The following is a 25,146-nucleotide window of genomic DNA, read 5'->3' as shown; positions in this document are numbered from 1 at the left end:
CACCCTGCTTTTTCAAGGCACCGGATAATATTATATTTCAGTCCGAAATCAAGGGCGACAACAGAATGCTTTTTGCCTTTGTAGCGCCAGATTAAAGGGTCTTTCAATTTAGCGGTATCAATATAGTCCGGCTGGTTATACTTCCAGAAATAGGGTTTTTTTGTCGTTACGTTGCCCACAAGATCACTTCCCTGCATGGAAGGAATCTGTTTGGCCTTTTCAACCAGGGAATCGGGATCAAGATCCGATGTGGATATGACAGCCCGCATGGCACCGGATTTTCTTATATGGCGGACCAGGGCCCTTGTATCCAAGTCTTCAATCCCCAGCACATGACCTTTGATCAAATAATCTGAAAGGGTTCCTCTGGATCTGAAATTGCTCGGAAAATCCTGGTATTCTTTTACAATAAATGCCGCCGCCTGAATCCTGTCAGATTCAATGTCTTCGGGACAGACACCATAATTTCCGATCAAAGGGTAGGTCATGGTAACCATCTGACCATAGTAGGAAGGATCGGTCAGAATTTCCTGGTAACCTGTCATGCTGGTATTAAACACGACTTCCCCCTTTGCTTCTCCTGGTCCTGTAAAACTCCTGCAGGGAAAAATCCTGCCGTCTTCAAGGGCTAATAATGCTTTCATAAAAATTTACACCTGTTCACCATTATATTAATATTAACAATCCGGTCGCAAGCCGGATAATTGTATAATGCCTTAACAAATTGAACCTGTTTAGATAACACAATTGGTGTAATTTTGGCAAGTTACTTCTTGTCTGAAAAAGTGATCTTAAGCAGATATATAAATATTTCAGATAGTCCGACTTGGGCAAAGGTAGTCCTTTGGCCATACTTCATACCGGTTGCTGAGGGTCATTTGATATCAAATTGTTAAATTGGTACCTCAAAATATTTGGTGATGTGAAATAATGTCCTGTAATAGTGCCATTGGCTCATATAGAATTAAAATTTCTATTTTAAAAGATCTTCGGACACCCTATATGTGGTTCCCCAAAATTTATCTAAGCTGATCCCTGTGAATACCAGTCGTCGCTTTTTGATACCAGGTCCAACCAAAGACTAATACCATTATACTCAAGAGTAAATTGATTATAAAATATTGGTTCATTTTCACTATAGATATTTTATCGCCAACTTGGATTTGAATCTCATTTCTGTTATCAACTGAATTTGATCTATGAGAATATGAAACTGTAGGCACCTCTTCATGTGTGTGGCGTTGAGCTGTGTACATATCTCAACGGTTTAGTATTTTTTTATATGTCTTTTGGCAAAAAGCGAGTTCCTATCATTTGGAATAATAATTTTAAACGAAGTTCCTTCATTTTTTATGCTTTTAACATCAATTTTCCCATGGTGATACTGGATGATATGTTTAACAATAGCAAGACCAAGACCTGTGCCACCTTCACGTCGGCCTCTTGCCTTGTCCACCCTGTAAAATCGGTTAAAAATCTTTGATAAATGCTCTTTTCCAATTCCACAGCCTTTATCTTTAATCACAATATCTATGAAATCATCCTGCCTTGTCACTGTGATGGCAATCGGTCTATCCTCACTACTATATTTTACAGCATTGTCCAAAAGATTAAGAATGGCTTGTTCCATAAGAATGGGATCAACCATGGCTGTGACATCTTCCGGGCAATCAATGCTGACAGTAATATTTTTTGCCTGGATACTTGAATAACAGGTATTTACCACCCCCTGAATTAATGTCGCCATATGCTGATTTTCAAGATAAATATCAGTGCCCCGTAATCGTTCAAGCTTTGACAAGGCCAGAAGGTCGTTGATCAGATCAATCATCCTGTTTACATTTTTTTCAATGATCTTTAAAAAACTTTCACTCTTGGTGGTATCATCGGTGTTCAACATTTCCTGCAGGGTTTCAATAAATCCTTTTATCGCTGTCAGGGGGGTTTTTAACTCATGGGATACATTAGCGGCAAAGTCTTTATGCATTCTTTCAAGACATCTGATCCTGGTTATATCATGAAAAATAATCAAGGTCCCCATACGTTTTTCCCCTGTATCATAAAGGGCTGTTGAATGAATATTTAAAATCAGCTCATCATCCCTTGTTATCACAATATCATCCTCGACAGGTTCAGGGGTTGCCAAAGCTCGTTGGATAAATTTTTGAAACTCAAAATTTCTTGCAACCTCTAAAATGTATCTGGCTTTAAGTTTAGATGCTGGAAAATCAAGCATTTTTACAGCCGCATCATTAATCGTGATGATCTTTTCTTCTTTGTCTATGGCCATCACACCTTCCTGCATACTTGCATGAACGGCTTCAAGCTCCATACTCCGACTTTTAAAATCCTTAATTTTCTCATCCAAATTTTGGGCCATCTGATTCATGGTGACGGCAAGTTCAGATAATTCTTCAGAGTCCGGCACGGCAAGCCTTACATTCAAATCCCCTTTCGCAAATTTAACAGCTCCTTTTTTCATTTGTTCAATGGGGTGTGTAATTCGTCTGGTCACATACAAACTGGCAATGGCTGCTGCCAGAATTGTAAAAAGCATGGCGATAAGAATATGATTTCTTACCGACTTGATTTTATTGTCAATGCCGGAGACGGACACGGAGGTTCGTACAACTGCTGTCACCGCCTTGTCATGCATCACTTGAAGAGCGACATACATCATATTCTTGTCAAGTGTTGAACTATACCTTATGGAAATTCCTTTTTCTTTTTTAAGAGCGTCCATAATTTCAGGTCGCTTCATGTGGTTTCCCATCATCTTTATATCCCCAAAAGAATCACCAACCACGACACCGGAAGGAAGAATAACCGTTACCCTTGTCCCGGTTTTCTCTCCAATATCCTTACAGTGTTTATCAATATAATGGAGCCGATTCTGATCACCCTCTATACTATTAGTGGGTTTAATATCACAGGGTATAATATCATCCGAAAGAATATCACCAAAATTTATTTGCAGCAGTTTTGTCCTGGTGGTTAACTCTTTTTCACTATTTCTAAGAAAAAATTTTTTAAAATAGCTGGTTGAGTAAGATGTGATCGATGAAAGAGAGAGAACAGTAATAATCAAAAATGGTGAAAAAATCTGCCAAATTAATTTCTTTTTTTTGTCCATATTCTTTATCCTTTAAACCGGTAACCTACCCCTCTAACCGTTTCAATGAATGATGCATGGTTTTTCAGTTTTTTTCGCAATCCAACTATAACAACATCAATACTTCTTTCGGTCACTGCATAGTTTTCACCACGAATGGCATCAACGATCTGTCCCCTGGTAAATACCCACCCTTTTTTATCTGCAAGAAAAAAGAGCAGTTCAAATTCCGACAGGGTCAGCTCCAGCGCATTTCCTTCAATTGTGACTAGGTGCCGGGCGCTGTCAATGATCATATCCCTTTCCTGTATTATCCTGTCCGGGGTATTTGAAAAGTTCTTTTTGCGCCGCCGTAAAATCGCCCGGATTCTTGCCACCAGAACCTTTGGACTGAAAGGTTTTGATATATAATCATCTGCACCCAGTTCAAGCCCTGTAACAATGTCTGACTCCTCTCCTTTTGCCGTCAGCATGACAATGGGGATATCTTTGGTTTGTTCATTGCTTTTCAAGTATTTTGTTACTTCAAGGCCGTCAATACCCGGAAGCATTAAATCTAGAACCATCAGGTCCGGGTGGGATATTTTGACGATTGTAACAGCCTGTTCGCCGGTCTGAGCCGTCAGTATCAAGTATCCCTCATTTTTTAAATTGTATTTTATCAGTTCGATGATGTCCGGTTCATCATCCACAATTAGGATGGTCTCTTTTGACATTTTGTTTCCTGTTTTTTAAATTTACAACCATTTATTTGAGTTTTATAAACTGATGGATATTTGTCAATTTTAATATACCATATTTAAGTGTGCCTGATAATTTCTCCTTCTATAAGATATATCACTTCTTCTGCAATATTGGTGGTGTGATCTCCAATTCTTTTCAGATGCCTTGATATTAGATACATATTAATAATTTCACTCACCATTTCAGAATGCAGTTGAACATCTTTTTTCATTGAATCATAGGCATCGTTTCTCATAATATTCACATCCTTATCCATATCCCTGACCTTGTATGCCATATCCACATCCGTGCGCACCAGGGCATCAAGGCTCATACGTAGCATCTTTGCCGCCTGGTCTGCCATTAATGTATAATCATATTTAAATTTATTGGGATCATTATAAGAGGTTTTATACCTTTGAGCAATATTGGAGGCATAATCTGCTATTCTTTCCAGATCATTATTAATTTTTATCACAGCCACAAGAAACCGCAGATCCGTGGCAACCGGCTGATAAAGGGCCAGTATTTTCAGACATTCTTCTTCCACTTCAATTTCACGCTCATCAATCTCAACATCTGTATCAATTATTTTTTGAGCAAGCTCTAAATTTCCGGTTTTTATCGCATAAATTGCTTTTTGAAACCGATCTTCCACCATCGCCCCAAGGAATAGTATTTCCTTTTTTATTTTTTCTATTTCTCTTTGCAGATGACCTGCCATGGTTCTCTCTCCTTAACCGAATCTTCCGGTAATATAATCTTCTGTCTGCTTTAATTCAGGTTTTGTAAATAAGGTGTCCGTATCATTGACTTCAATGAGTTTTCCCATATAAAAGAAAGCTGTTCTGTCAGAGATCCTGGCAGCCTGCTGCATATTATGGGTCACGATAATAATGGTGAGTTTACTGGAAAGTTCGGTAATCAGTTCTTCAATTTTTTGAGTGGCAATGGGGTCAAGGGCCGAAGCCGGCTCATCCATCAATAACACTTCAGGGGCCACTGCAAGGGCGCGGGCAATGCACAGGCGCTGCTGCTGTCCCCCTGAAAGTCCTAAAGCAGATTCATTCAGTCTGTCCTTTACCTCATCCCATATGGCTGCCTGTTTTAAACTTTTTTCAACAATCCGGGTGATTTTCGCCTTATCTTTCATCCCATTTACTTTCAAACCATAAGCAATATTTTCAAAAACAGATTTTGGAAATGGATTGGGTTTTTGAAAAACCATACCCACCTGCCTTCGTAAGGTTACAACATCAATGGACGGGTCATAAATATCATCATTATCCAGCATGGCCAGGCCCTTCACCCTGATTCCTGCGATCAAATCATTCATCCGGTTCAAACATCTTAAATAGGTACTTTTCCCGCATCCGGAGGGTCCGATAAGTGCCGTTACCCTGTTTTCAATAAAGTCAATTGAGACTTGATCAAGCGCCTGGAAATCTCCATAAAAAAAATCCAGATTTTTGGTATGCATTTTAATATGAGTCTGCATATAGCTATATCCTTAAATTTTTTCTTATTTTAGACCGCAGTATGATTGCCGAAAGATTCATTCCAAATACCAGAACAATCAACACCAGCGCAGTCCCGTATTGAAGATGACGGGTGGCTTCAATCTGGGTTCCGGCAGTGGCCAGCACATAAATGTGATACGGCAATGCCATGACCTCATCCAAAATGGATGCCGGAAGATCAGGCGTGAAAAAAACAGCTCCCGTATACATGATTGGGGCGGTTTCTCCGGCAGCGCGGCTTATCCCCAATATTGAGCCTGTAATAATACCGGGGAATGCCACAGGCAGAACAACTTTCCTGATGGTCTGCCACTTGCTTGCCCCCATGGCAAGGGATGCTTCCCTATAGGTATTGGGAACAGATTTCAAGGCCTCTTCAGACGCACCAATGATAACCGGCAGGGTCATGATTCCCAATGTCAATCCTCCGGAAGCAGCGGATACCCCCATCTTTAACACAATACAAAAAAAAGCAAGTCCGAACAATCCAAATACAATGGACGGAACACCGGCAAGATTATTGATTCCAAGCCGGATGAACCGGACAAGCTTTCCCTGACTCGCATACTCATTAAGATAAATAGCTGAGGCCACACCAATGGGCAAGGCCACAAATATGGTTACAAGACACAACGCCATGGTTCCCACAATACAGGGGAGGATACCACCGGCAGTCATGGAATCCCTGGGTGCCTGGGATAAAAATTCCCATGAAATAGCCCGCCAGCCGCGGGATATTATAAAATATAGGATCACTGCCAGGGCCGCACCATTAAGTAAGGCGGCTATTTTTAAAAATGAAAAGCACACTTTTTGTACGATTAATCGTTGTTTTATCATTATAAGGAAGCCTCCCCGACTTGCCGGAATTTATAAGAAACATAGTCAGCGAGCAGATTAAACATAAACGTAAATACAAATAAAACAATACCAATGGCAAAAAGTGCATGATAGTGCTCACCACCAAAAGGTGCTTCCGCCATTTCTGCGGCAATGCTTGCCGGCAGGGGGCGGACAGGATCAAAAATGGATCCCGGGATCATGGCCGCCCCGCCTGCTGCCATCAGCACCACCATGGTTTCTCCAATGGCTCTGGAAAGGCCCAGGATAACCGCTGTACAAATTCCCGAAAGTGATGCCGGGATAATGACCCTTACAATGGTTTCAAAATGGGTGGCTCCCAAGGCAAATGACGCCTCTTTTAAAGCCACAGGGACAGAGAAAATAGCATCCTCCGAGATGCTGCAAATGGTTGGAACCGCCATAAAGGCCAGCATCAGGGATGCATTAAACATGTTCAATCCCACAGGAATATCAAAAACCTGCTGGATAAACGGGGCCACCACAACCATGCCGAAAAAGCCAATCACTACCGATGGCATGGAGGCCATGAGTTCTACAATAGGTTTTACAATTTCAGCCACTTTAGGTGAGGCAATTTCTGCAAGATATACAGCCGTCATAACTCCCAGAGGAATTGCCATTATGCCTGAAAGAAGGGTGACACAGATTGATCCCAGTATTAATGAAAGAATCCCGAAATCCGCAGGATCATCCGTGGGGTACCAGTATTTGCCAAAAACAAACTCTTTTATACTGACATGATCTAAAATGGGTATTCCTTCAATAAATAGGAATACCACAATCAAAAACAGGGCTGTTATGGAAAAGAGTGCAATCAATAAGAACCCCGAATGCACTCCTTTATCAATTACTTGACGTTTCAACTATCAGCTCCCGATAGATTAGAATAAGGGAATTGAACCGGCTTTTTTTACAAGCTCCTGGCCTTTTTTAGAGAGGATAAAGGATATAAAGCCCATGGTTTCACCCGTTGGCCAGCCTTTTGTAAACATGAAAAGACCCCTGGATATGGGAAAAGATCCATTCAAGGTATTTTCATCTGATCCTTTGATACCCTCTACTTTTACAGCCTTGATCTCGCTGTTAAGATAACCCAGACCAACGTATCCGATGGCTCCCGGGGTTTTTGCAACGGCCTGCACAATACCGCCGTTGGAAGGAACGGTCAAAGCACCGGGAATGACCCGTTCTTTTTTCATGACAAGATCTTTCCACACACCAAATGTTCCCGAAGAGCTGTCCCTTGAAATAACGACTATTTTACCCGGGGTTCCGCCAACTTCTTTCCAGTCTTTTATTTTACCCAGATAAATGTCTTTTAACTGGGCCATAGTAAGCTCCGCTACATCGTTTTTGTTGTTGACAACAGGAACAATGGCATCCAGGGCGATTCTGAACGGCACAGGATAAACACCATTTGTATTGGCCAGATTAACTTCTTTTTGTTTGATAAATCTAGAAGCATTGCCAATATCTGCTGTTCCGTCAATAATGGCTTTTATCCCATTTCCCGAACCACCTCCGGAAAGGGAAATCTTCACATCAGGATTCTCTGCCATATAGGCTTCGGCAGCCTTTTGGGCAATGGGAAGAACCGTTGTGGATCCTTTAACAACCAGTTTGCCTGCAACCGCATGGGAGCTTGCAATTAGAATGAAAGCCGTTAATATAAGTATTAATTTTATAAATTTGTTCATGATTTTCTCCTATTAAAATATAAATGCTTTTATCAAGCATGATTACCTGAGAATAAATTCTACAATTAATATGTTAGAATTGTATTAGGTTTGTGTTAAGGTTAAATTAAAAACAGAAAAGTATATTTTCAAATATAAGATATTACAATTACTCTTATCATTGAAGGAATACGGTCTAAAATGGAGATTGGCTAAAGATTATGTTATGAATTATGACTGGTTTAAGAAACAGGGCAACCTTGTTAATGCATAAGGAAAATCAAAGAGTCCATTGATTTTTATTGAAGACTAAAAATCATCATTTGGGAAGATATAATCATGTAGCCTAACGGCGACTATATTGTCTATGAGTCCTTTGTTTCATGAGACTGAGCACTATAACGCAACGCGTAAGGCTCTTTTTGTTATTATTTTTCACGGCCAATAGGATAGTAAGAATCATATTTTGTCTTCGATTGTTTTATACATAATATTGAGCAGAAAGATGACAAATATCATTGCCTGGCAGGTGAAAAGAGCTAAACACCTGTAACGGTCACTTCAACAATTCTTTTTCTGGCATGATTGTCATGATTGATCACCACAATCTGCTGCCAGGTGCCGAGCCTGGCTTTATGGTCTCTGACAGGCACGACAATGGAAGGTCCAATGATGGCAGCCTGAACATGGGAATGCCCGTTTCCATCATGCCAGGCCAGTTCATGCTGGTATTGGGCATTGGGAGGGGCAATCCGGTTGATAGCATCTTTCAGGTCCTCAATGACACCGGGTTCATATTCAATTGTTGTAACAGAGCCTGTTGAGCCAATGGCGGTAATATGTGCGGTACCATTTTTGATTTGAGATGTTTTTATAATACGATCAACATCAAAAGAGATATCATTTATTCCGGGACCGGTCTCCTGATGCAGAGTAATGGTATCAAAAAATGTTTTTGCGACATTCATAGAGATCTCCTTAAAATTGATTTCATTTTATTAAAACCCCTTTTCAAGTCAAGATAAAATTGTGTTCTTGATAAAATTCGCCGGCAATATTATGGTGCTATTTATTTAATCTGTAATAATTTAGGGTATAAATGGACCATAGTTTAATTAACAAGGTATTTCCCGATCTTGATAAAAATCTTTTAATAACGGTAAAAAATAGGGTTGATTCTTTTACGGAAAGCCTGAAAAGGGATGGGCTTCAAATTGCTCTGGATACTGATTTAAAATCTGATCTTATAAAGATTTTTCTTTTCAGCGAATTTATTGCAGCCAGTTTTACTAAAAATCCAGGTATTTTTAAGGATCTTATCGACTCAAAAGATTTGTTTAAATCATATTCAGAATATACGGTTGTGGCAAGGCTTGAAAAGAAAATTTCCAAAGACATGGATGTGGCAACGGTCAAGGAAATTCTTTTACAGACCAAGTTGTATGAAACCATAAGAATTGCATGGCGTGATTTAACAGGGAAAGCCAAACTTTCTGAAACGCTTTTCGATCTTTCAACTCTTGCAGATGCCATTGTTGATATGGCCATAAAGGTTATATATGACGAGGTTTGTGAAAGCTATGGGCTTCCCGTGGACAGCGAAGGAAATTTTCAGGGCATGATTGTGCTGGGCATGGGTAAGCTGGGGGCTAAGGAATTGAATTTTTCTTCGGACATTGATCTTATTTTTGTTTATCCCAAAGAAGGATATACAAACGGGGAGAATATTATTTCCAATGAAGCGTTCTTTACAAAAGTATGTCGCAGGTTTTTAAGATTTTTTTCGCCAGGCTCCCATGGTATCAATTTTTACAGGATTGATACCCGGTTAAGGCCCTATGGTGATGGCGGTCCCCTGGTGATGAGCAGTTTTGTTTTTGAAGCATATTATCAGGCCCAGGGAAGAGAATGGGAAAGATATGCCATGATAAAAGCAAGGCCGGTTGCCGGTGACATTGAGGCGGGCTTTAAGCTTTTAAAAGTTTTGAATTCCTTTATTTACAGGCGGTATTTTGATTACGGGTCTTTTGATTCCTTCCGGGATATGAAGCACAGAATCACGCTACAGGTAAAAAACAAAAAATTAAAAAACAATATCAAACTGGGTGCCGGAGGCATCAGGGAAATAGAATTTTTCGGGCAATTGTTTCAGCTGATCAGGGGCGGTGTTGAGCCCAAACTCCAGGAACAAAAGATCTTAAAGGTTCTGGATCTGTTAGAAAGCCATTCTTGCATTAATGAAGCAACAAAAAAAGATTTGAAAGAATCTTATGTGTTTTTAAGAATGGTTGAAAACAGGCTTCAGGCCTATGCAGACCTTCAAACCCATGATATTCCTGAAAAAGAAGATCAAAGAAAAGTCCTGGCACTTTCTATGGGGGTTGATGCATGGGATGATTTTGCCAAAAATTTAAATGATCACATGCAAAGGGTTCATTATCATTTCAGTCAATTGCTGGTTTCAGAGGAACAGGAGAAACCAGACAAAGAAATGCTGGATCTTAAAGAATTATGGGTCAATATTAATGATCCCCAGTTTACCCCAGACTCCATAGCCATTGGTCGCTTTAAGGAACCTGACAGGGTATTAAGCATTTTAAGATTCCTTGAAGAACATCCCAATACCAAACGGTTGACATCCAATGGAAGGAAAAAACTGGCAAGACTGATTCCGGTCCTGGTCAGGAAGATCGGCGAGCAAAACGACCCCGATGCTGTCTTAGTCAAATTAATTGACTTGATTATAACCATTGAAAGAAGAACCTGCTATCTGTCTTTGCTCATAGAAAATAAACGTGCACTTGGAACGTTGATTACCCTTGCCCAGAAAAGTCCATGGATCATCACTTTTCTTTCAAAGCATCCTGCATTGCTGGATGAACTCATGCACCCTGCCACACTTTATTTTCCTCCCGGCAAACAGGCTCTGGAAAAAGAGATGGAGACCCGCATGGAAGGCATTCCATCAGGTGATCTGGAATTCCTGCTTGAGGAGTTGTGTGTTTTTAAACAAATCAATTACCTGCGGGTTTCCGCTGCAGATGTAAGCGGAAATTATCCATTGATGAAAGTCAGTGATCATCTGACATATATTGCAGAAACTGTCCTTTCTCAGGTACTTTTAAGCGCATGGGATATTGTGACACAAAAATATGGTTTTCCCGATGGAATATCAGACAAAAATCCTGAACACTGCGGGTTTGCCGTTATTGTATACGGCAAAGTCGGCGGACTTGAAATGGGATATAAATCAGATATTGACATTGTGTTTTTGTATAAGGCAGATTCAGGGGTTACAAAAGGCAGACTAAAGAGCATTGATACCATCCGGTTTTATTCAAACCTGGGCCAGAGAATTATCAATGCCCTAACCATGCATACGCCTGCCGGCATTTTATATGGAGCAGATATGAGATTGAGACCGGGCGGTAATTCCGGGATGATTGTTTCTCACATTGATGCCTTTGAAGATTATATGAAAAATCAGGCCTGGACATGGGAGCATCAGGCATTGATCAGGGCCAGACCTGTTGCAGGAGATAAAGCCCTTTGTTCAAGGTTCAATGAGATCAGAAAGGCTGTTCTGATAGAAAAAAGGGATGCCAAGGCATTAAAAAAAGAAGTCGGTGAAATGCGGGAACGAATGCGGGAAGAGCATTTAAAATATAAAAAAGATTTTTTTGATTTAAAGCAATCCAGGGGCTGTATTGTGGATATTGAGTTTTTGGTTCAATATTTAATTTTAAAAAATGCCCATACCTGTCCTGACATAACCATCTGGACAGACAATATCCGGCTTTTAGAAAGCCTTGATGCAGAAGGGATTATTACAGGATTTGAGAGTGAACGACTTCAGAAAGCGTATCTTATTATGCGAAAGGCTGTACACAGGCTCAACCTCCAGGAAAAGAGCCTTGCCATTTCTCAAACCCAATTTTCAGAAATTAGAGAGCATGTCATTGATATGTATGATCAATATTTAGCAGATCGTAAAGACTAGGAAATCAATACAAGGCTGAGCCAGGGCCAGTAGGTAATGATCAGGACGGCCAGAAGCAATACCAGCATAAACGGTATGGTGGCTTTGTAGATATCCATGATGGGTTTATTAAACCTGTATCCTGCGATGAACAGATTCATTCCCACGGGCGGAGTGAAATACCCGATCTGCATGTTAGCAAGAAAAATAATGCCCAGATGAACGGGATCAACGCCGTATTCCAGTGCAACAGGCAGCATCAGGGGGACCATGATGATAATGGCTGAAAAAATATCCAGCATGGCTCCAAGAATCAAAAGAAAGATATTTAAAAGAATTAAAAAAACAAGCTTACTGGTCACATAGGTCTGACAGAGGTCAAACAACTTCATGGGCACTTCAGCATCAATCAGGTAATTTGTAAAGCCCAGGGAAACCCCCAGTATTAAAAGGATTCCTCCCACCATCACCATTGAATCCCTGACGATGGCGGTAAGTCGGGACAGCCGGATTTCTTTATAAATAAAGATTTCCACGATTAGTACATACATCGCTGTCACGGCAGCTGCTTCGGAAACGGCAAAAAATCCTGAGTAAATGCCTGTAAATACGAATATGGGCAGAGGAATTTCCCAGATGGACTCCCTGACAGCAGATAAGGCCTTTTTTAAAGAAAAAGATGTTAATGGGACAGGGGCTTTCCGGTTGGCCCAGATACTCCATAAGGAGAGAAGGAGTATCATTAGAATGGCAGGCAGAATGCCGGCAATAAATAATTTTTCAATTGAGATTTCTTGCCCTGAACTCATCTGCTGGGCGATCACCCCATACAGAATCAGGGGCAGGGACGGGGGAAGCAAAAGCCCTAAGCTCCCGGAGGTCGTTACAAGCCCAAGACTGAAATTGTCTTTATATCCAGCTTCTTTCAGCGCCGGATACAGCAGCGCCCCCATAGCTACAATGGTGACGCCTGACGCTCCGGTAAAGGCCGTAAAAAGGGCACAGACAATAAATGCAACAATGGCAAGCCCGCCCGGCATCCATCCGAAAAAGGCCTGGGTCAGCCTGACAAGACGCTTCGAGGTGTTGCTCTCACCCAGCATATATCCGGCAAAGGTAAACATGGGCAATGCCAGGAGAATCGGGGTGTCTGCAATGCGATACAGCTCTATTGCCATAACGGACAAATCAATATCGCCAAAATAAAAACCCGTCATGGCGGCAGCAATGATAATGCTGAAAAGCGGTGCTCCCAGAAGAGCAAAAAGAATCAGTATGGCAATGAGTAAAACTATCATTGCGGGATGCGCTTAAACAGTTTAGAAAAGCCGGTGAAAGAAAATAAAATATACCTGAGACAGATAATGGCAAATGAAACCGGGATAATGCTTTCACAGACCCAGGCCGGGATATTTGCAAATACTATAAGACCATCCTCTCTTTCCATCATCACGAATTCAAGGCTGAAATATGCCATAACAGCACAAATCAGTGCTGTGAAAATAGATATAATAAGAGTTATCTGTTTTTTGATTCTGTCAGGAAGATACCGGGATATAACATCAATACTGATGTGATGGTTGTTCCTGCTGGCAACCATTGCACCGATAAGGCCGATCCATAAAACCAGTACCCTGATAAGCTCGTCGCCCCAGAGAATCCCGGAGTCAAACAGGTTTCTCATAACAATTTGCAGTACGGCCATGAAGATCATTGAAAGCAGAAGCCCGATAAGAATACTGTCCTCAATCTTTTGAAGGACCGTAATGATATATCGGATGAAAGACGTTTTTTTACTGGTCATTGGTGAGGTCTGTGTTTGAATGAAAATTTTTTAGGTGCACATCCAGTTGATCAACCACATCCCGGGGCAGGATTCCGGATTCGATCATTTTTTTGGATGCATTCCCGGCTACTCTGCGCCATTCGTTTAGGGCATCCCCGGTGGGAGTGATAAATGTTATCCCCCTGTTTTTCAACGCCTGGATTGCCTTGATATCATCTTCCCTGTTTTGGATATCAATTTTTTTCAATGCTTTGGTCATGACGTGTGTGACAATCTTTCGGTCCTGTTCCGCGATTTTTAAAAATTTCTTTTTATTAATGGCAAGTACGGCATAAAGATAAATCAGAGGTATGTCTGTTACATATTTAATCTGAGTATGCCATTGCAGTACAATAGCGCCAACAGGAGAAGTTGCCACCGTGTTAATCAAACCGGACTGGAGGCTGGTTCGCACATCTGCAATGGGCAGGGGAATGGGGGTGAGACCAAAGGCCTTTATGGAATCCCGGCTGATTTTATCATTGTCTGGAATCCATACTTTCTGATTTATTAGATCCTGTACCGTCTCTACGGGTTTTTGTGACATAATGTATGCAAATCCACCGCCCATGAGCCCGAATGTCACAAATCCGGCTTTATCAAGGCCGTCAATGATATACTGGTCCATATGTTTTCTGACATAGCCCACTTCTTCAAGAGTTTTAAATTTTAAAGGTTGTGCATAGATCTGATTTGCCGGAAAAAAATGGGAAAGGCTTCCACCCACAACAGCTCCACCGTGCAGCTGGCCAATACGGATTTTTCTCAAAACCGTTTTATCATTGCCCATGACACCGCCGGGATAGAATTTGAATATCACACGGTTATCGGTTTCTTCGGCAACCTGTTTTGCGCCCTTACGCATCTTCTCCATCCACATGGAGCCTTCGGGCGACAGGGTGGCAATTTTCAGTTTGACAGCATAAACAGTATCTGTTGTGAGTATAATAAACAGGATCAACACCAATTGTTTAAGAATTTGGGAAATCATGAATTTCTCCGGCTTAACATCATTTAAAAATAGTCATCTGCACCATCTATCAATTTTTTGGCCTGTATCTGGGCCCAGGTGTTTACAAGGGTATAGCCCGGCACATAGGGATCGGCAGCTATTACATCTTTTAATAGTTGATCGTGAAGCTTTCTGTTAAATACCATCTTTGCATACAATTTTGCATAAAGAACTTTTGCCATTAGATTTTTTCCCCGGGATAATTTGACAGCCCTGTCAAAATAATATTTCCCCAGCTCGGGCTTGCCTCCAAGAGCAGGCGGCAGCAAGGTTGCCAGCGTTCCCATGTATAGATATGCAGCGCCGTCTTTATACGTCTCATCAAGTTCAATTACTCTTTGCATGATCAGTTCAATATGTGACATGTCTGCAATGGCATTAAAGTCATTTTTATTGGTCATGATCCAGCCGGCCCAGGCATTGCCGAGAGCAAAAAGGGCGGGGACATGTTTTTTTTCCATAGTTGACATAATTTTTTCAAAGTCTTCAAATGTTCCTGATTTAAGCATACAGGCATTCTTTTTTTCAAGACAAATGGATCGATTGGCATAATTCAAGGCTTTGGCAGCCATTTTTCGGGATCGATCAACATCTTTTACAAACAGATCTGCATAGGCAGTGTACAACATGCTAGCTGTGGACAGCATGTTTTCATTCTTCGGGTCTTTGCTGATCAGGCTGTCGATCATCAGCAAATAAGCCGGGGCACCGGTTTTTACCAGGGTTAAATCGTCATTGTTTAAAATCGTGTCGGAAAGATGTTCCATCATGTCTGATGTGGCGGATGATATGATGATCGCGCATCCTGACGAGAGAAAGAGACTGATGATACAAAAAGTAAAAATAGCAGCAGATGATACGGATTGTTTGAAATTATGGTTCACCACCCGAAGAAGAATCATCAATAAATCAAATCCTTTATCTGTTTGGGGATTTTAATAACACCAATTTATTATTCAGATTGAAAATTAACTTGTTTGATAAAAAAAAGCAACTATGGATTCACGGTAAATCATTAAAATGCAGATATAAGTGCGATACCTGTTATGGCGAGAAGGACTCCGGAAAACTGGATTTTCCGTATTTTTTCACCTGCGATCATCATTGAAAGAATAATAGTAACTGCAGGATACATGGAGCTTATGACAGCAACTTGGCTGAGCATTCCTTTTGAGGTTGCCAGGGCAAAGCAAAACGCAGCCATGGTGTCCATAAAGCCCATTAGAAGAATATAGGGCAGTTGAACTTTTCCGACGTTAATACTGACGTTTGCAAAAAAGAGCGCAGGGATCAAAATGATGAGTGCGGATGATCTCATGATCATGGATGCCCAGATCGGGTGATGGGTGCAGGCCTTGTCCATTGTTATGAAATAGAATCCCACTAAAAATGCCGAGCCGACAGCAAGCCCGACTCCTTTGGTAAGTTTTTTTCCGGTTTTTTCCGAAGTGTTCTCCATGACAGCCATTAATGACCCCAAAATAGCAATGACAATACCCAACATGCTTAAACCGGATAGAGTGTCTCCAAAAAAAATTCCCCAGATGACCGGCAGAATAACGCCTGTTGCACTAATGGGAGCCAGTATGGACATGGTCCCCACAGCAAGGCTGCGGTATAATAGAAATATGGCGACAACCCCTATCAACCCTGCCGGGATGGCCCAGAAAAGTAGCGGATCATCGGGCAGGGGCTTGTTCAACAAAAAAAGAATACCGCCAAGAAGAAAAGTCCCCATCAGGGAGGAGATCATCAAAATGCTGAGTGTGGGCAGGTTACGGCTTTTAAGCCCTCCTATAAAATCTGCGATGCCCCAGCCGAAACAGGCAAATATGGATAATGTAATCGGTAACACTTTCTGGCCTTCACGGGTGTTTGTAATTAAATAGTTCTTTTGCTTGTTTTAAAAGTAGAGTAAAGTTATAAATTAGTAAAATTAATCTTTGTTATCGATTGGATAAGTATTAATTATGCTACCTGATTTAAACAGATTAAGAGTATTTTACCATGTCTATTCATTGCAAAGCATTAATATGGCGGCAAAAAATCTTCATCTTACCCAGCCGGGCGTCAGCCAGCACATAAAAAAACTTGAATTTGAAATAAAAACTCCTTTGTTTATCAGACGTCACAAAAAAATTATTCCCACCTGGGCAGCAGATAAGCTGTTTGCCATGGTCAAACCATTTATGGAAACCTTAGGCAGTGAAATCAAAAATATTTCAAAACCAATGGATCACCCCTATGGACTGCTCAGAATTGGTGCGCCTCTTGAATTTGGAAAGACATATTTTCCGGCCATTTGTCAAGCCTTTAGGAAAAAATACAATCAGGTGACCTTTAAAATAAGACTTGAAGAACCGGACCAGCTCTTGGATATGTTAAATAAAGGGATACTTGATTTTGTGGTGATTGATTATTTTTCAGCCAAAGACCAGTTTTTTGGAAGACCGGAACAATACAAAATAGATTCCCTGGCAGAAGAAACCTTTATTCTGGCAAGTTCAAAAGAGTATTTTGAAAATATGATGGGAAAAAATATTTCTTTTGAAACCCTTATGTCAATGGATTTTATTACAGACGAACATGAACCCTTTATTTTGAAACACTGGTTCTGGCATTATTTCAAAAAATCGATTTCAAAATTTAATATCATTATGGCCATTGAAAGCCACCAGGCACTCTTAAATTGTGTCAGGCTTGGAATGGGGCTGGCCATTACGGCAGATCATCTGATCTGGAATGAGATTGAAACAGGAAAAATAGTTCCGATTTTTCCTACTAAAGAAAAAGTGCTTAATAAAATTTCTTTAGTGCAACTCAGAGATAAGAAAGCCACACTGACTGAGGAAACGTTTCAAACTTTTTTTAAAAAACAGATAAAAGCAAAAGAGAATTTGAAATAATCAAATATGGGTCATTTGCTGGGAATAGGGTTAATATTGATTTCAGCGGCATCCTTTGGTGCCATGGCCATTTTTGCAAAGTTCGCATACTTGTCCGGGATCAGTACCCACTCCCTGCTTTTTTTCAGGTTTGTCATTGCAGTGATGGTTATGCTGCCCATTGCAGTGTTACAAAAAAGAAAATTTCCAAAAGGAAAAGACCTTTATACGCTCATTGCCATGGGCGCCATAGGATATGCGGGGCAATCCTATTGTTATTTTAAGGCACTGACACTCATTCCACCGTCGCTTGTGGCAATTTTGCTCTATTTATATCCGGCCATTGTTGCGATTCTGTCTGTTTTCTTCCTGGATGAAACCTTAACAAAAAACAAACTTTTTGCTTTATGTATTGCCATTTCAGGGACCATACTGGTCATCGGGGTTGATACCAATGGAAATATGAAAGGAATCATGCTCGGGGTCGGTGCTGCATTGATTTACTCCGTTTATACCATTGCCGGAGCCAAAGTGATGAAAAGAAATGACACATTTACATCCAGTCTTGTTGTCATTGCTTCTGCTGCATGCTTTTATCTTCTCTATAATATAAAGGCAGGGTTTTTCTTTCCAACGGCAGAGTTCTACTGGATGAATATCATGGCCATTGCCATTCTTTCAACCGCGGTTGCCGTATATGCCTATTTTCAGGGAATAAAATTGTCCGGTGCCATTAATGCATCCATGCTCTCCACCTTTGAACCGGTAACGACAATGGCCCTTGCATCACTTTTTTTAGGACAGTATATCGGCTGGTTACAAATGGCAGGAACAGTATTGATCTTGTTTTCTGCCGTCCTTGTAGCCCTACAGTTAAAATCTTAATAAAAAATTGACTTTCCCCAAAAAGATTTGATTTTACAATAATGGACTTGCTATTTTAATATACTATGCATTATATAGTTGCGCATAATAGAACGTAGGTTAATATTCGCGGAGGAAACCATGAAAATATTTGTTAAAGATATTATGGTCACTGAATTTGATACAATCCGTTCTGATGAAACTGTTGAAAAAGCCATTCAAATGATTTTAAATGGCAAAGTTAGAGAAACAGGTGATAAGACCGCCAGCCTTATGGTACTTGATAAAGTGATGATGTTTGTGGGGATAATAACAATGGCTGATATTCTTTATCATCTGCGGCCCACTTTTTTAAATTATGGGATAAGCGGGGAACAAGTATCATGGGATGAACAATTTGATATAGCCATGAAAAATCTTAAAGGAAAAGAAGTACGTCAGCTTATGAGCATCAATATAGTTGGCGCTTCAGTTGATGAACATCTCATGGTTATACTGGATCGTATGGTAAAAAATAACTACCATAGACTTCCCGTATTAAAGGGTGGCAGGCCGATTGGTATTGTATATATCTCTGATATTTATTTTCATTTTTTTTCATAGATTTAAATTTATCCTAAGACTTGTGTTTGATTTCTGCTACACTGGACATACGTCAGGCAAGACGGAATAGTGTTGGATCGCCAAGACAATTTGTTTGACAACAACCATTTAATATTTATATACTTTCTTTAAAATTTGTCTTTATTTTCAAATCGTGTCAACAAAGAAGGAGACTTGGATGGAACAAACAAGAATTCTGGTCGTTGATGATGAGTTGATTATTCGCGAATCCCTTTCCGGCTGGTTGAAAAGAGACGGGTATCATGTCAGCAGTGTGTCAAGTGGTGAAGAGGCCCTTGAAACGCTAAAAATTAATAGCTTTGACATCCTTTTACTGGATATTCAGATGGATGGCATCAGTGGAATGGATGTTCTTACGCATGTAAAGGAAGACTATCCTGATATTGACGTGATTATGATCACGGCTTTTGGGTCCATCCCTTCAGCAGTCCAGGCCATGAAATCCCATGCCTTTGATTATCTTCTCAAACCGTTTGATCCGGATGAACTCGGGGTGCTCATCCAGAAATTAATTGATCACAGGGCCAGAATAAAAGAAAACCTGTTTTTAAAGGAAGAGTACGAGCAAAGGACCCGGTTTGAAAGTATGATCGGTCAGTCCAGGCCCATGCAGGAAATTTTTAACCTGATAGAAGATGTCAAGGACACGGCCACAACGGTTCTGATCACGGGTGAGACCGGAACGGGAAAAGGCCTTGCCGCAAAGGCCATTCATTCCAACAGCAGGGTTTCCAATGGCCCGTTTGTCAGTGTGAATTGCGGCGCCATTCCTAAACATATCATGGAAAGCGAACTCTTCGGTCATCAGAAAGGGGCTTTTACAGATGCCAAAGAAACCCGGAAAGGCCGTCTGGAACTTGCCGGTGGCGGGACATTATTTCTGGATGAAATCGGTGAGATCAGCATGCGGATGCAGATTGATCTTCTCCAGGTTCTGGAAGATAAAATATTTTACAAGGTTGGGGGAACCCAGCCCATTTCGGCCGATTTCAGGGTGATTGCGGCGACCAATGCGAGTCTCAAACAGGCCATTAAAAATCGAACATTCCGGGAAGATCTGTATTATCGCCTGAATGTCATTACTTTTACCATGCCGACGTTACGGGAACGAAAAGAAGATATCCCCTTGCTGGCCGAACATTTTTTGATGAAGACCACCCAGGAAATTAACAGGGGAGTGGAAAGAATCAGCAGGGATGCCATGGATGAACTCATGCTCTATGAATGGCCCGGAAATGTAAGGGAACTTTCCAATGCCATTGAAAGAGCGGTGGTGGTCTGTAAAACCGGTACCATTACCCCCTTGGATCTTCCCATTGTAAAGACGTTGGAAAACGAACTGAAAAAGAAGTATTTCTCACTGACTGATGTGGAAAAACATCATATTACCAAAATTTTGGATGAAACCAGTTGGAATATTACCAAGAGTTCCGCCATCCTTGGTGTTGACAGATCAACCCTGTACAATAAGATCAAACGATATGGCCTGAAAGACTATCGTGACAAATAGCTATGGTCACAGCATTGGCAAATGAATAATATTGACACCATTATTGTTTCGCCCATTGGGGATATCCCGCCCTGGATGAGTGACACCATTGCAACGGATGTAGGGAAGTTTTTCGGATTCAAGGCCTGCGTGGAGAAGGTTTTAGACGATATTTTTTTTGCATATAATGCAGAGCGCAACCAATATCATTCAACGAAAATCCTTGAGAAGCTTTCGAAAAATGCACCAGATGATTGCATCAAGGTTATTGCCGTGACCAAAGAAGACCTTTTTATTCCTATTCTCACCCATGTCTATGGTGAGGCCCAGCTTGGGGGAAAAGCCTGCATCATATCGATCTCCAGGCTGATTGCCGATCTTGAAATCGAGATAGTTAACAAGGGGTGCAAACGGATTGTAAAGGAAGCCATCCATGAACTCGGGCATACCTTTGATCTTCGGCATTGTGAAGATGAAAAGTGCATTATGCATTATTGCAGAAGGGTTGAGGATGTTGACAGGAAATCAAGCCGGTTTTGCCGGTATTGCAACATTTTTTTGGCCGACAGCATCAGGAATCTTTGCTGATAAAGAGTTTTAAGAGCCTGTTCCAGGAAATTTCTGGCAGGTTCCCGAAAAGATCGGAACCCAGCCTTCCACCGTCGGCTGCCATCAGTTGAGTCTCTTTTTCTAAAAATGAATACAGCCTGTCTACTTCCTTGTTCATGAATGATTTGTTAGACTCCATGAACATCAATTGTTTCAGGTCTTGTTTCAGGTTCGGGCAATAAAGACTTAATACCCATCCGTCTATATACGGATCATGGTTGATCAGACCCGGGTTCCCACGCACCTGTGAATTGGCTTCGGTGATCACTCCACTGACAGGGGATAAAAATGATGCCTTATGCCCATTCCTGGATATATGAATGGCATTTTCCCCCTGGAAAACCTGTTTGCCCATCAGAGGGGTTTTTATGGCGGTAAATTTTCCCAGAACCCTTGAAGCAAAGTCATCAATCCCGATACGAACAGTGTTGCGGTCTTCTATTTTCACCCATGTATGTCCCGAATGGAGATAATATCCCACAGGCAGAGATACCCCACTGATATCATTGAACTCTACAGGTTTTAAGACCGTATATACCTTAAACTGATCATGGAAGTATTGGTCAAATTCACAATCAATACAATTATAGGCTTTGGGGCAGCTTTTAAAATCAATATGGCCTTTCATATGATGGATGCACGGCCTTCCGGCCAGATGCTGATTTTTAAGTCTTTCCTGCCAGAAAACAAGCGTCCCCCTTTTTCCCTTTAGGGTCATGCCCTGTTTTTGAAGAAGTTCATTTTCATGACAGGCTTTTCTCAGGGCCCGGTCAAATTTACAGGTCGTACAGGAAAAATCTTTATAACACATTTTTTTATTTACGACCCCTGCCTGCATCCAGAGACAGGCAGGAGTTTTTTCTTTTAATCTTGTTTCCATTTGTTGCATCCTTATCTTTAAGTTTTAAAAAAGGTGCGGGTCAGGTTGTGCCAGCCAAGGGTCGGCAGGTTTCCGTAGACATCCGCTTTTAAGAGACCGCCGTCTGCGCTTAAAGGACCTGTTACTTTTTCAATCATGTTTTCAAGGGTGGTCACTTCCTCTCCCAGCCATTCTATGCTGTCGTTGTCGGCCATAAGATTTTTTACGGCTCCCTTTATATCGGAGTTATGAATGGTAAAGAGCCATCCATCGCCATAAGGATCGGTTTTTGAAAGATCCGGCGATTTCCTGATAGTGTTGTTAACCTCGGTGATGACCCCATTTACAGGGGAGAGAATATCGGCCAGATTTTCTTTTCTTTTCAAGCCCCAGCCCTTCTTGTCTTTGTTCAGTTCCTGGCCGGTCAAAGGCAGATCAAAGGCGTCCGGACCGCCCAGCACCTTGAAGGAGAAGTCATCAAGCCCGATACGGATAAAGCCGCCGCTGTCGATGCTGGCCCATGTATGACCGTTGTGAAAATAATATCCGTCGGCAATATCAAAGCCTTTGACATCTTTCATAACCACCATGGAATGACCGGTTTTCGGGGAAAGGGTGTCTTCAAAATATTGATCAAAATCACAGCGCTGACAATTGTAGTTCATGGGGCAGATCCTATTTTCGGTCCTGCAGGTCAGCGCATGCCTGCAGGTTCTATCTTTGCTGTCTCTGTTTCTCATCGCCTCCTGCCAGGAGATGTGTTTGCCGGCCTTTGCCATTTTGGCCATGGAATCATCATACTTGCAATGGGTGCAGTCATAAAAATTATTGCAGTTTTTTTTCTTTGCAACGCCTGCCTGCATCCAGATGCAGGGATGATCATTTTTATCTTTTTTGGCTTTCCAGATGTTTCCGGATTTTTTGGTTCTCATTAATTGTGTCATTGTCTTTTCTCCTTTTTAGGAATTATTGTTTTCTCCTTTTGCCAATTTTTAGAAGAGCAAAAAGGATACCAGATCGGGAAAAAGGAGAAATATAATATTGATACCCGCGCAAGTTGCGGGATTTGAGATTCGATGACAGGATGGATGCTGCAGAGTATGGGAATTTAAATTGTAGAATTTTACCACAGCTCATAATACTCTTTGTGAATCAAGGCGATGAAATTGACTCATCAGCAGGTATCTTCAAATCTGTTGAATTTTCCAACACACGATTCTAATTTTCCAACACCTTATTTTTTTTCAGGACCTTGCTTTCATAATTCATCCCATGGTAGAAATTAATCATATTTTCGATTGCTTAGAACTTTTTTTAAAAGGATGTGATTGTAAAAATGCCTCAAAAAGAGTTACAAACCATTCTCAGTGGTATCAAAGATTTCGTATTAATCATATCCCCGGAAAGGGAGATCCTGGAAACAAATGCGGCGTTTTTAAAACATATGAGATGTTCCAGAGAGGATGTCATCGGTCGCAAATGCTTTGAAGTGCTAAAAGAGGATAAAAGAAAACCCAGCAATTGTCATAATATATGTCCCCTTGAAGAAGTCATCAAGAACAAAAGACGTTGCCAGGTTGAGCTGACAAGGCTGGACAGTAATAACAAACCCCGGTACACGGAGCTGACCATATTCCCCATCTGGGAAAAAAAAGGAAAGATTGCCAAATTCATTGAAATCAGCCGGGATATTACCCAGCGCAAACTGGACGAAGATTATCTTGTCAGCATGGTGGAGGAAAGAACCCGCCAGTTAAAAGAAACCCATGAAAGACTTCTTCATCAGGATAAGATGGCTTCTTTGGGCAAATTGTCCTCGTCTGTTGTCCATGAAATCAACAATCCCGTTGCCGGCATATTAAATCTTGTGATACTCAGCAAACGGATATTAAAAGAAGACACAATTGATCAAAAAATGATTGATCTTTTTTTACAATACCTGGAACTGATGGAGATCGAAACACGGAGGGTTAGCCGTATTGTCAGCAATCTTCTGGTGTTTGCGCGTCAGTCAAAAATTGAACTGGTCAAGTTTGATGTCAACGATTTGATCGAACAGACCTTGATATTAAATTCCAATCTTCTAAAAATAAACCACATCCGTATTATAGAAGAGCTTGAACATAACCTGCCTTTGGTCAACGGTTCTGAGGATCAGTTAAAGCAGGTGCTGATGAACCTGATTTCCAATGCCGTAGAAAGCATGTCAACCTCCAGGACAAAGTACCTGACCATTAAAACCTTTAGTAAAAAAAATCAAAAAGCCATTGGACTGCAGATTAAAGATACCGGATCTGGTATTCAAAAGGGAACCGAATCAAAAATTTTCGAGCCTTTTTTTACCACAAAGAAAAAAAGCAAGGGTGTGGGACTGGGCCTTTCCGTAGTATATGGGATTATCCAGGAACACGGTGGGAAGATTTATGTGGATTCTGTACCCGGAGGGGGAGCCTGTTTTTCAATCACTCTTTACCAGGAGCTGAATCCCCAAAAAATAAAATCAAGCCTCCCTTTGTCCACGGGGAACGCCACCGGATAAAAAGACCACCGAATGGTGAAAGATGGAAAAAAAAATTAAAGAAAAAGCAAGGCGTCTGATCAATGAAACAAGGGTCATGACCCTTGCGGTTTCAGATAATGATATCCCGTGGTCATCCCCGGTCTATTTTGTGTTTCATGACAATGCCTTCTGTTTTTTTTCCAATGAAAATTCCAGGCATATACAATACGCAAAAGACCGGAAAATCATTTCTGCTTCTATTTTTCATGACTCAGACCAGATGGACCAAATTTTTGGATTCCAGATGTCAGGAAAGCTTGAAAAAATATCAAGAAGGGCTTTATATCTCACGGTTGTTAAAAAATATATTACCAAGTTCAGTTTTTTAGAACAGATATTCGGTCCCCAGATTATTGAAAACAAACATTTTTTTTTAGAAAAATTCAAATCACATCTTTATTGTTTTCATCCGGATAAAATTTTTCTGTCAGACAATTCCAAGACAATATCTTTTAATCTTGACTTTTATTCCGGTAAAAAATAACTATTCTAAATTGATTTATACTTTGTTTCAAGTTCGTGGCGGCAGGTATTATCCCGGTCAA

General features: G+C 40.9%; 24 protein-coding genes. 8 read left to right on the top strand and 16 right to left on the bottom strand.

Translation table 11 applies throughout. The features are described from left to right. The 9 genes from HGJ91_RS06440 to HGJ91_RS06400 form a co-directional block, all read right to left on the bottom strand. Nucleotides 1-644: carbamoyl-phosphate synthase domain-containing protein (locus tag HGJ91_RS06440; protein ID WP_291346888.1), on the bottom strand; the 644-nt coding region annotated here is incomplete at its 3' end. Nucleotides 645-1,267: 623 nt separating this feature from the next. Further along, entirely contained in the window at nucleotides 1,268-3,133 is a 1,866-nt protein-coding gene (locus tag HGJ91_RS06435; RefSeq protein ID WP_291346887.1) for a sensor histidine kinase, read from the bottom strand. Nucleotides 3,134-3,138: 5 nt separating this feature from the next. After that, the gene (locus HGJ91_RS06430) at nucleotides 3,139-3,828 is read right to left on the bottom strand and encodes a response regulator (protein ID WP_291346886.1); all 690 of its coding nucleotides are present in this window, start codon (nucleotides 3,826-3,828) and stop codon (nucleotides 3,139-3,141) included. 83 nt (nucleotides 3,829-3,911) lie between these two features. Beyond that, a complete protein-coding gene (gene phoU, locus HGJ91_RS06425; protein ID WP_291346885.1) occupies nucleotides 3,912-4,559 on the bottom strand; it encodes a phosphate signaling complex protein PhoU in 648 nt (215 codons plus the stop codon). A gap of 12 nt (nucleotides 4,560-4,571) precedes the next feature. After that, on the bottom strand, nucleotides 4,572-5,333 hold the full coding sequence (gene pstB / locus HGJ91_RS06420; RefSeq protein ID WP_291346884.1) for a phosphate ABC transporter ATP-binding protein PstB: 762 nt from the start codon (nucleotides 5,331-5,333) through the stop codon (nucleotides 4,572-4,574). Nucleotides 5,334-5,337: 4 nt separating this feature from the next. Beyond that, nucleotides 5,338-6,195 (bottom strand): phosphate ABC transporter permease PstA, encoded by an 858-nt coding sequence (gene pstA, locus HGJ91_RS06415; RefSeq protein WP_291346883.1) that lies wholly within the window; start codon nucleotides 6,193-6,195, stop codon nucleotides 5,338-5,340. Next, entirely contained in the window at nucleotides 6,195-7,082 is an 888-nt protein-coding gene (gene pstC / locus HGJ91_RS06410; RefSeq protein WP_291346882.1) for a phosphate ABC transporter permease subunit PstC, read from the bottom strand. Before pstC ends, pstA begins: the two co-directional genes overlap by 1 nt. Before the next feature lie 18 nt (nucleotides 7,083-7,100). Next, complete coding sequence (locus tag HGJ91_RS06405) at nucleotides 7,101-7,916, bottom strand: PstS family phosphate ABC transporter substrate-binding protein (protein ID WP_291346881.1); 816 nt, start codon at nucleotides 7,914-7,916, stop codon at nucleotides 7,101-7,103. Between the two features lie 518 nt (nucleotides 7,917-8,434). Continuing rightward, entirely contained in the window at nucleotides 8,435-8,863 is a 429-nt protein-coding gene (locus tag HGJ91_RS06400; protein ID WP_291346880.1) for a secondary thiamine-phosphate synthase enzyme YjbQ, read from the bottom strand. 131 nt (nucleotides 8,864-8,994) lie between these two features. Between HGJ91_RS06400 and glnE the strand changes: the two genes are divergently transcribed. Then, nucleotides 8,995-11,895, top strand: coding sequence for a bifunctional [glutamate--ammonia ligase]-adenylyl-L-tyrosine phosphorylase/[glutamate--ammonia-ligase] adenylyltransferase (gene glnE / locus HGJ91_RS06395; RefSeq protein WP_291346879.1), 2,901 nt, complete (start codon nucleotides 8,995-8,997; stop codon nucleotides 11,893-11,895). Here glnE and HGJ91_RS06390 read toward each other — a convergent pair. The 5 genes from HGJ91_RS06390 to HGJ91_RS06370 all read right to left on the bottom strand — a co-directional run bounded on the left by HGJ91_RS06390 (nucleotide 11,892) and on the right by HGJ91_RS06370 (nucleotide 16,566). Then, entirely contained in the window at nucleotides 11,892-13,172 is a 1,281-nt protein-coding gene (locus tag HGJ91_RS06390; RefSeq protein WP_291346878.1) for a TRAP transporter large permease subunit, read from the bottom strand. The two genes, glnE and HGJ91_RS06390, sit on opposite strands and share 4 nt — an antisense overlap. Next, nucleotides 13,169-13,678, bottom strand: coding sequence for a TRAP transporter small permease (locus tag HGJ91_RS06385; RefSeq protein ID WP_291346877.1), 510 nt, complete (start codon nucleotides 13,676-13,678; stop codon nucleotides 13,169-13,171). The genes HGJ91_RS06390 and HGJ91_RS06385 overlap by 4 nt, the downstream gene beginning before the upstream one ends. Then, nucleotides 13,668-14,690: a TRAP transporter substrate-binding protein DctP gene (gene dctP, locus HGJ91_RS06380; RefSeq protein ID WP_291346876.1), complete on the bottom strand. Its 1,023-nt coding sequence runs from the start codon at nucleotides 14,688-14,690 to the stop codon at nucleotides 13,668-13,670. The genes HGJ91_RS06385 and dctP overlap by 11 nt, the downstream gene beginning before the upstream one ends. Nucleotides 14,691-14,713: 23 nt before the next feature. Next, nucleotides 14,714-15,613 carry a TRAP transporter TatT component family protein gene (locus HGJ91_RS06375; RefSeq protein ID WP_291346875.1) on the bottom strand — a complete coding sequence of 300 codons (900 nt, stop codon included), beginning with the start codon at nucleotides 15,611-15,613 and terminating at the stop codon, nucleotides 14,714-14,716. A 113-nt stretch (nucleotides 15,614-15,726) separates the two neighbouring features. Beyond that, the gene (locus HGJ91_RS06370; protein ID WP_291346874.1) at nucleotides 15,727-16,566 is read right to left on the bottom strand and encodes a DMT family transporter; all 840 of its coding nucleotides are present in this window, start codon (nucleotides 16,564-16,566) and stop codon (nucleotides 15,727-15,729) included. Between the two features lie 115 nt (nucleotides 16,567-16,681). Here HGJ91_RS06370 and HGJ91_RS06365 point away from each other — a divergent pair, with 115 nt between their 5' ends. From HGJ91_RS06365 to HGJ91_RS06345, 5 genes are all read left to right on the top strand, one after another. Beyond that, entirely contained in the window at nucleotides 16,682-17,617 is a 936-nt protein-coding gene (locus HGJ91_RS06365) for a LysR family transcriptional regulator (RefSeq protein WP_291346873.1), read from the top strand. Nucleotides 17,618-17,623: 6 nt separating this feature from the next. Continuing rightward, entirely contained in the window at nucleotides 17,624-18,481 is an 858-nt protein-coding gene (locus HGJ91_RS06360; RefSeq protein ID WP_291346872.1) for a DMT family transporter, read from the top strand. Nucleotides 18,482-18,601: 120 nt separating this feature from the next. Next, nucleotides 18,602-19,063 (top strand): CBS domain-containing protein, encoded by a 462-nt coding sequence (locus HGJ91_RS06355; RefSeq protein WP_291346871.1) that lies wholly within the window; start codon nucleotides 18,602-18,604, stop codon nucleotides 19,061-19,063. Between the two features lie 178 nt (nucleotides 19,064-19,241). Then, nucleotides 19,242-20,594, top strand: coding sequence for a sigma-54 dependent transcriptional regulator (locus tag HGJ91_RS06350; protein ID WP_291346870.1), 1,353 nt, complete (start codon nucleotides 19,242-19,244; stop codon nucleotides 20,592-20,594). A gap of 21 nt (nucleotides 20,595-20,615) precedes the next feature. Beyond that, nucleotides 20,616-21,161, top strand: coding sequence for an archaemetzincin (locus HGJ91_RS06345; RefSeq protein WP_291346869.1), 546 nt, complete (start codon nucleotides 20,616-20,618; stop codon nucleotides 21,159-21,161). On the opposite strand, the gene HGJ91_RS06340 is transcribed toward HGJ91_RS06345, so the two are convergent. Both HGJ91_RS06340 and HGJ91_RS06335 read right to left on the bottom strand, forming a co-directional pair. Next, the gene (locus tag HGJ91_RS06340; protein WP_291346868.1) at nucleotides 21,145-22,062 is read right to left on the bottom strand and encodes a glycine cleavage system protein H; all 918 of its coding nucleotides are present in this window, start codon (nucleotides 22,060-22,062) and stop codon (nucleotides 21,145-21,147) included. The two genes, HGJ91_RS06345 and HGJ91_RS06340, sit on opposite strands and share 17 nt — an antisense overlap. Before the next feature lie 17 nt (nucleotides 22,063-22,079). Further along, nucleotides 22,080-22,985, bottom strand: a complete 906-nt coding sequence (locus tag HGJ91_RS06335) for a glycine cleavage system protein H (protein WP_291346867.1) — start codon at nucleotides 22,983-22,985, stop codon at nucleotides 22,080-22,082. Nucleotides 22,986-23,377: 392 nt separating this feature from the next. Between HGJ91_RS06335 and HGJ91_RS06330 the strand changes: the two genes are divergently transcribed. Both HGJ91_RS06330 and HGJ91_RS06325 read left to right on the top strand, forming a co-directional pair. After that, nucleotides 23,378-24,580, top strand: a complete 1,203-nt coding sequence (locus HGJ91_RS06330) for an ATP-binding protein (protein WP_291346866.1) — start codon at nucleotides 23,378-23,380, stop codon at nucleotides 24,578-24,580. Between the two features lie 22 nt (nucleotides 24,581-24,602). Then, nucleotides 24,603-25,085, top strand: coding sequence for a pyridoxamine 5'-phosphate oxidase family protein (locus tag HGJ91_RS06325; RefSeq protein ID WP_291346865.1), 483 nt, complete (start codon nucleotides 24,603-24,605; stop codon nucleotides 25,083-25,085). Nucleotides 25,086-25,146: the final 61 nt, after the last annotated feature.

The sequence above is a fragment of the Desulfobacula sp. genome (assembly GCF_014237455.1).
GTDB lineage: Bacteria > Desulfobacterota > Desulfobacteria > Desulfobacterales > Desulfobacteraceae > Desulfobacula.
This window is presented reverse-complemented; position numbering and strand designations above follow the sequence as displayed.

Excerpts from the sequence above, each read along its gene's own strand:
- HGJ91_RS06435 (WP_291346887.1), bottom strand. The coding sequence starts at position 3,133 with ATGGACAAAAAAAAGAAATTAATTTGGCAGATTTTTTCACCATTTTTG.
- HGJ91_RS06430 (WP_291346886.1), bottom strand. The coding sequence starts at position 3,828 with ATGTCAAAAGAGACCATCCTAATTGTGGATGATGAACCGGACATCATC.
- phoU (WP_291346885.1), bottom strand. The coding sequence starts at position 4,559 with ATGGCAGGTCATCTGCAAAGAGAAATAGAAAAAATAAAAAAGGAAATA.
- pstB (WP_291346884.1), bottom strand. The coding sequence starts at position 5,333 with ATGCAGACTCATATTAAAATGCATACCAAAAATCTGGATTTTTTTTAT.
- pstA (WP_291346883.1), bottom strand. The coding sequence starts at position 6,195 with ATGATAAAACAACGATTAATCGTACAAAAAGTGTGCTTTTCATTTTTA.
- HGJ91_RS06405 (WP_291346881.1), bottom strand. The coding sequence starts at position 7,916 with ATGAACAAATTTATAAAATTAATACTTATATTAACGGCTTTCATTCTA.
- HGJ91_RS06400 (WP_291346880.1), bottom strand. The coding sequence starts at position 8,863 with ATGAATGTCGCAAAAACATTTTTTGATACCATTACTCTGCATCAGGAG.
- glnE (WP_291346879.1), top strand. The coding sequence starts at position 8,995 with ATGGACCATAGTTTAATTAACAAGGTATTTCCCGATCTTGATAAAAAT.
- HGJ91_RS06390 (WP_291346878.1), bottom strand. The coding sequence starts at position 13,172 with ATGATAGTTTTACTCATTGCCATACTGATTCTTTTTGCTCTTCTGGGA.
- HGJ91_RS06385 (WP_291346877.1), bottom strand. The coding sequence starts at position 13,678 with ATGACCAGTAAAAAAACGTCTTTCATCCGATATATCATTACGGTCCTT.
- dctP (WP_291346876.1), bottom strand. The coding sequence starts at position 14,690 with ATGATTTCCCAAATTCTTAAACAATTGGTGTTGATCCTGTTTATTATA.
- HGJ91_RS06375 (WP_291346875.1), bottom strand. The coding sequence starts at position 15,613 with ATGATTCTTCTTCGGGTGGTGAACCATAATTTCAAACAATCCGTATCA.
- HGJ91_RS06365 (WP_291346873.1), top strand. The coding sequence starts at position 16,682 with ATGCTACCTGATTTAAACAGATTAAGAGTATTTTACCATGTCTATTCA.
- HGJ91_RS06360 (WP_291346872.1), top strand. The coding sequence starts at position 17,624 with ATGGGTCATTTGCTGGGAATAGGGTTAATATTGATTTCAGCGGCATCC.
- HGJ91_RS06355 (WP_291346871.1), top strand. The coding sequence starts at position 18,602 with ATGAAAATATTTGTTAAAGATATTATGGTCACTGAATTTGATACAATC.
- HGJ91_RS06350 (WP_291346870.1), top strand. The coding sequence starts at position 19,242 with ATGGAACAAACAAGAATTCTGGTCGTTGATGATGAGTTGATTATTCGC.
- HGJ91_RS06345 (WP_291346869.1), top strand. The coding sequence starts at position 20,616 with ATGAATAATATTGACACCATTATTGTTTCGCCCATTGGGGATATCCCG.
- HGJ91_RS06340 (WP_291346868.1), bottom strand. The coding sequence starts at position 22,062 with ATGGAAACAAGATTAAAAGAAAAAACTCCTGCCTGTCTCTGGATGCAG.
- HGJ91_RS06335 (WP_291346867.1), bottom strand. The coding sequence starts at position 22,985 with ATGACACAATTAATGAGAACCAAAAAATCCGGAAACATCTGGAAAGCC.
- HGJ91_RS06330 (WP_291346866.1), top strand. The coding sequence starts at position 23,378 with ATGCCTCAAAAAGAGTTACAAACCATTCTCAGTGGTATCAAAGATTTC.
- HGJ91_RS06325 (WP_291346865.1), top strand. The coding sequence starts at position 24,603 with ATGGAAAAAAAAATTAAAGAAAAAGCAAGGCGTCTGATCAATGAAACA.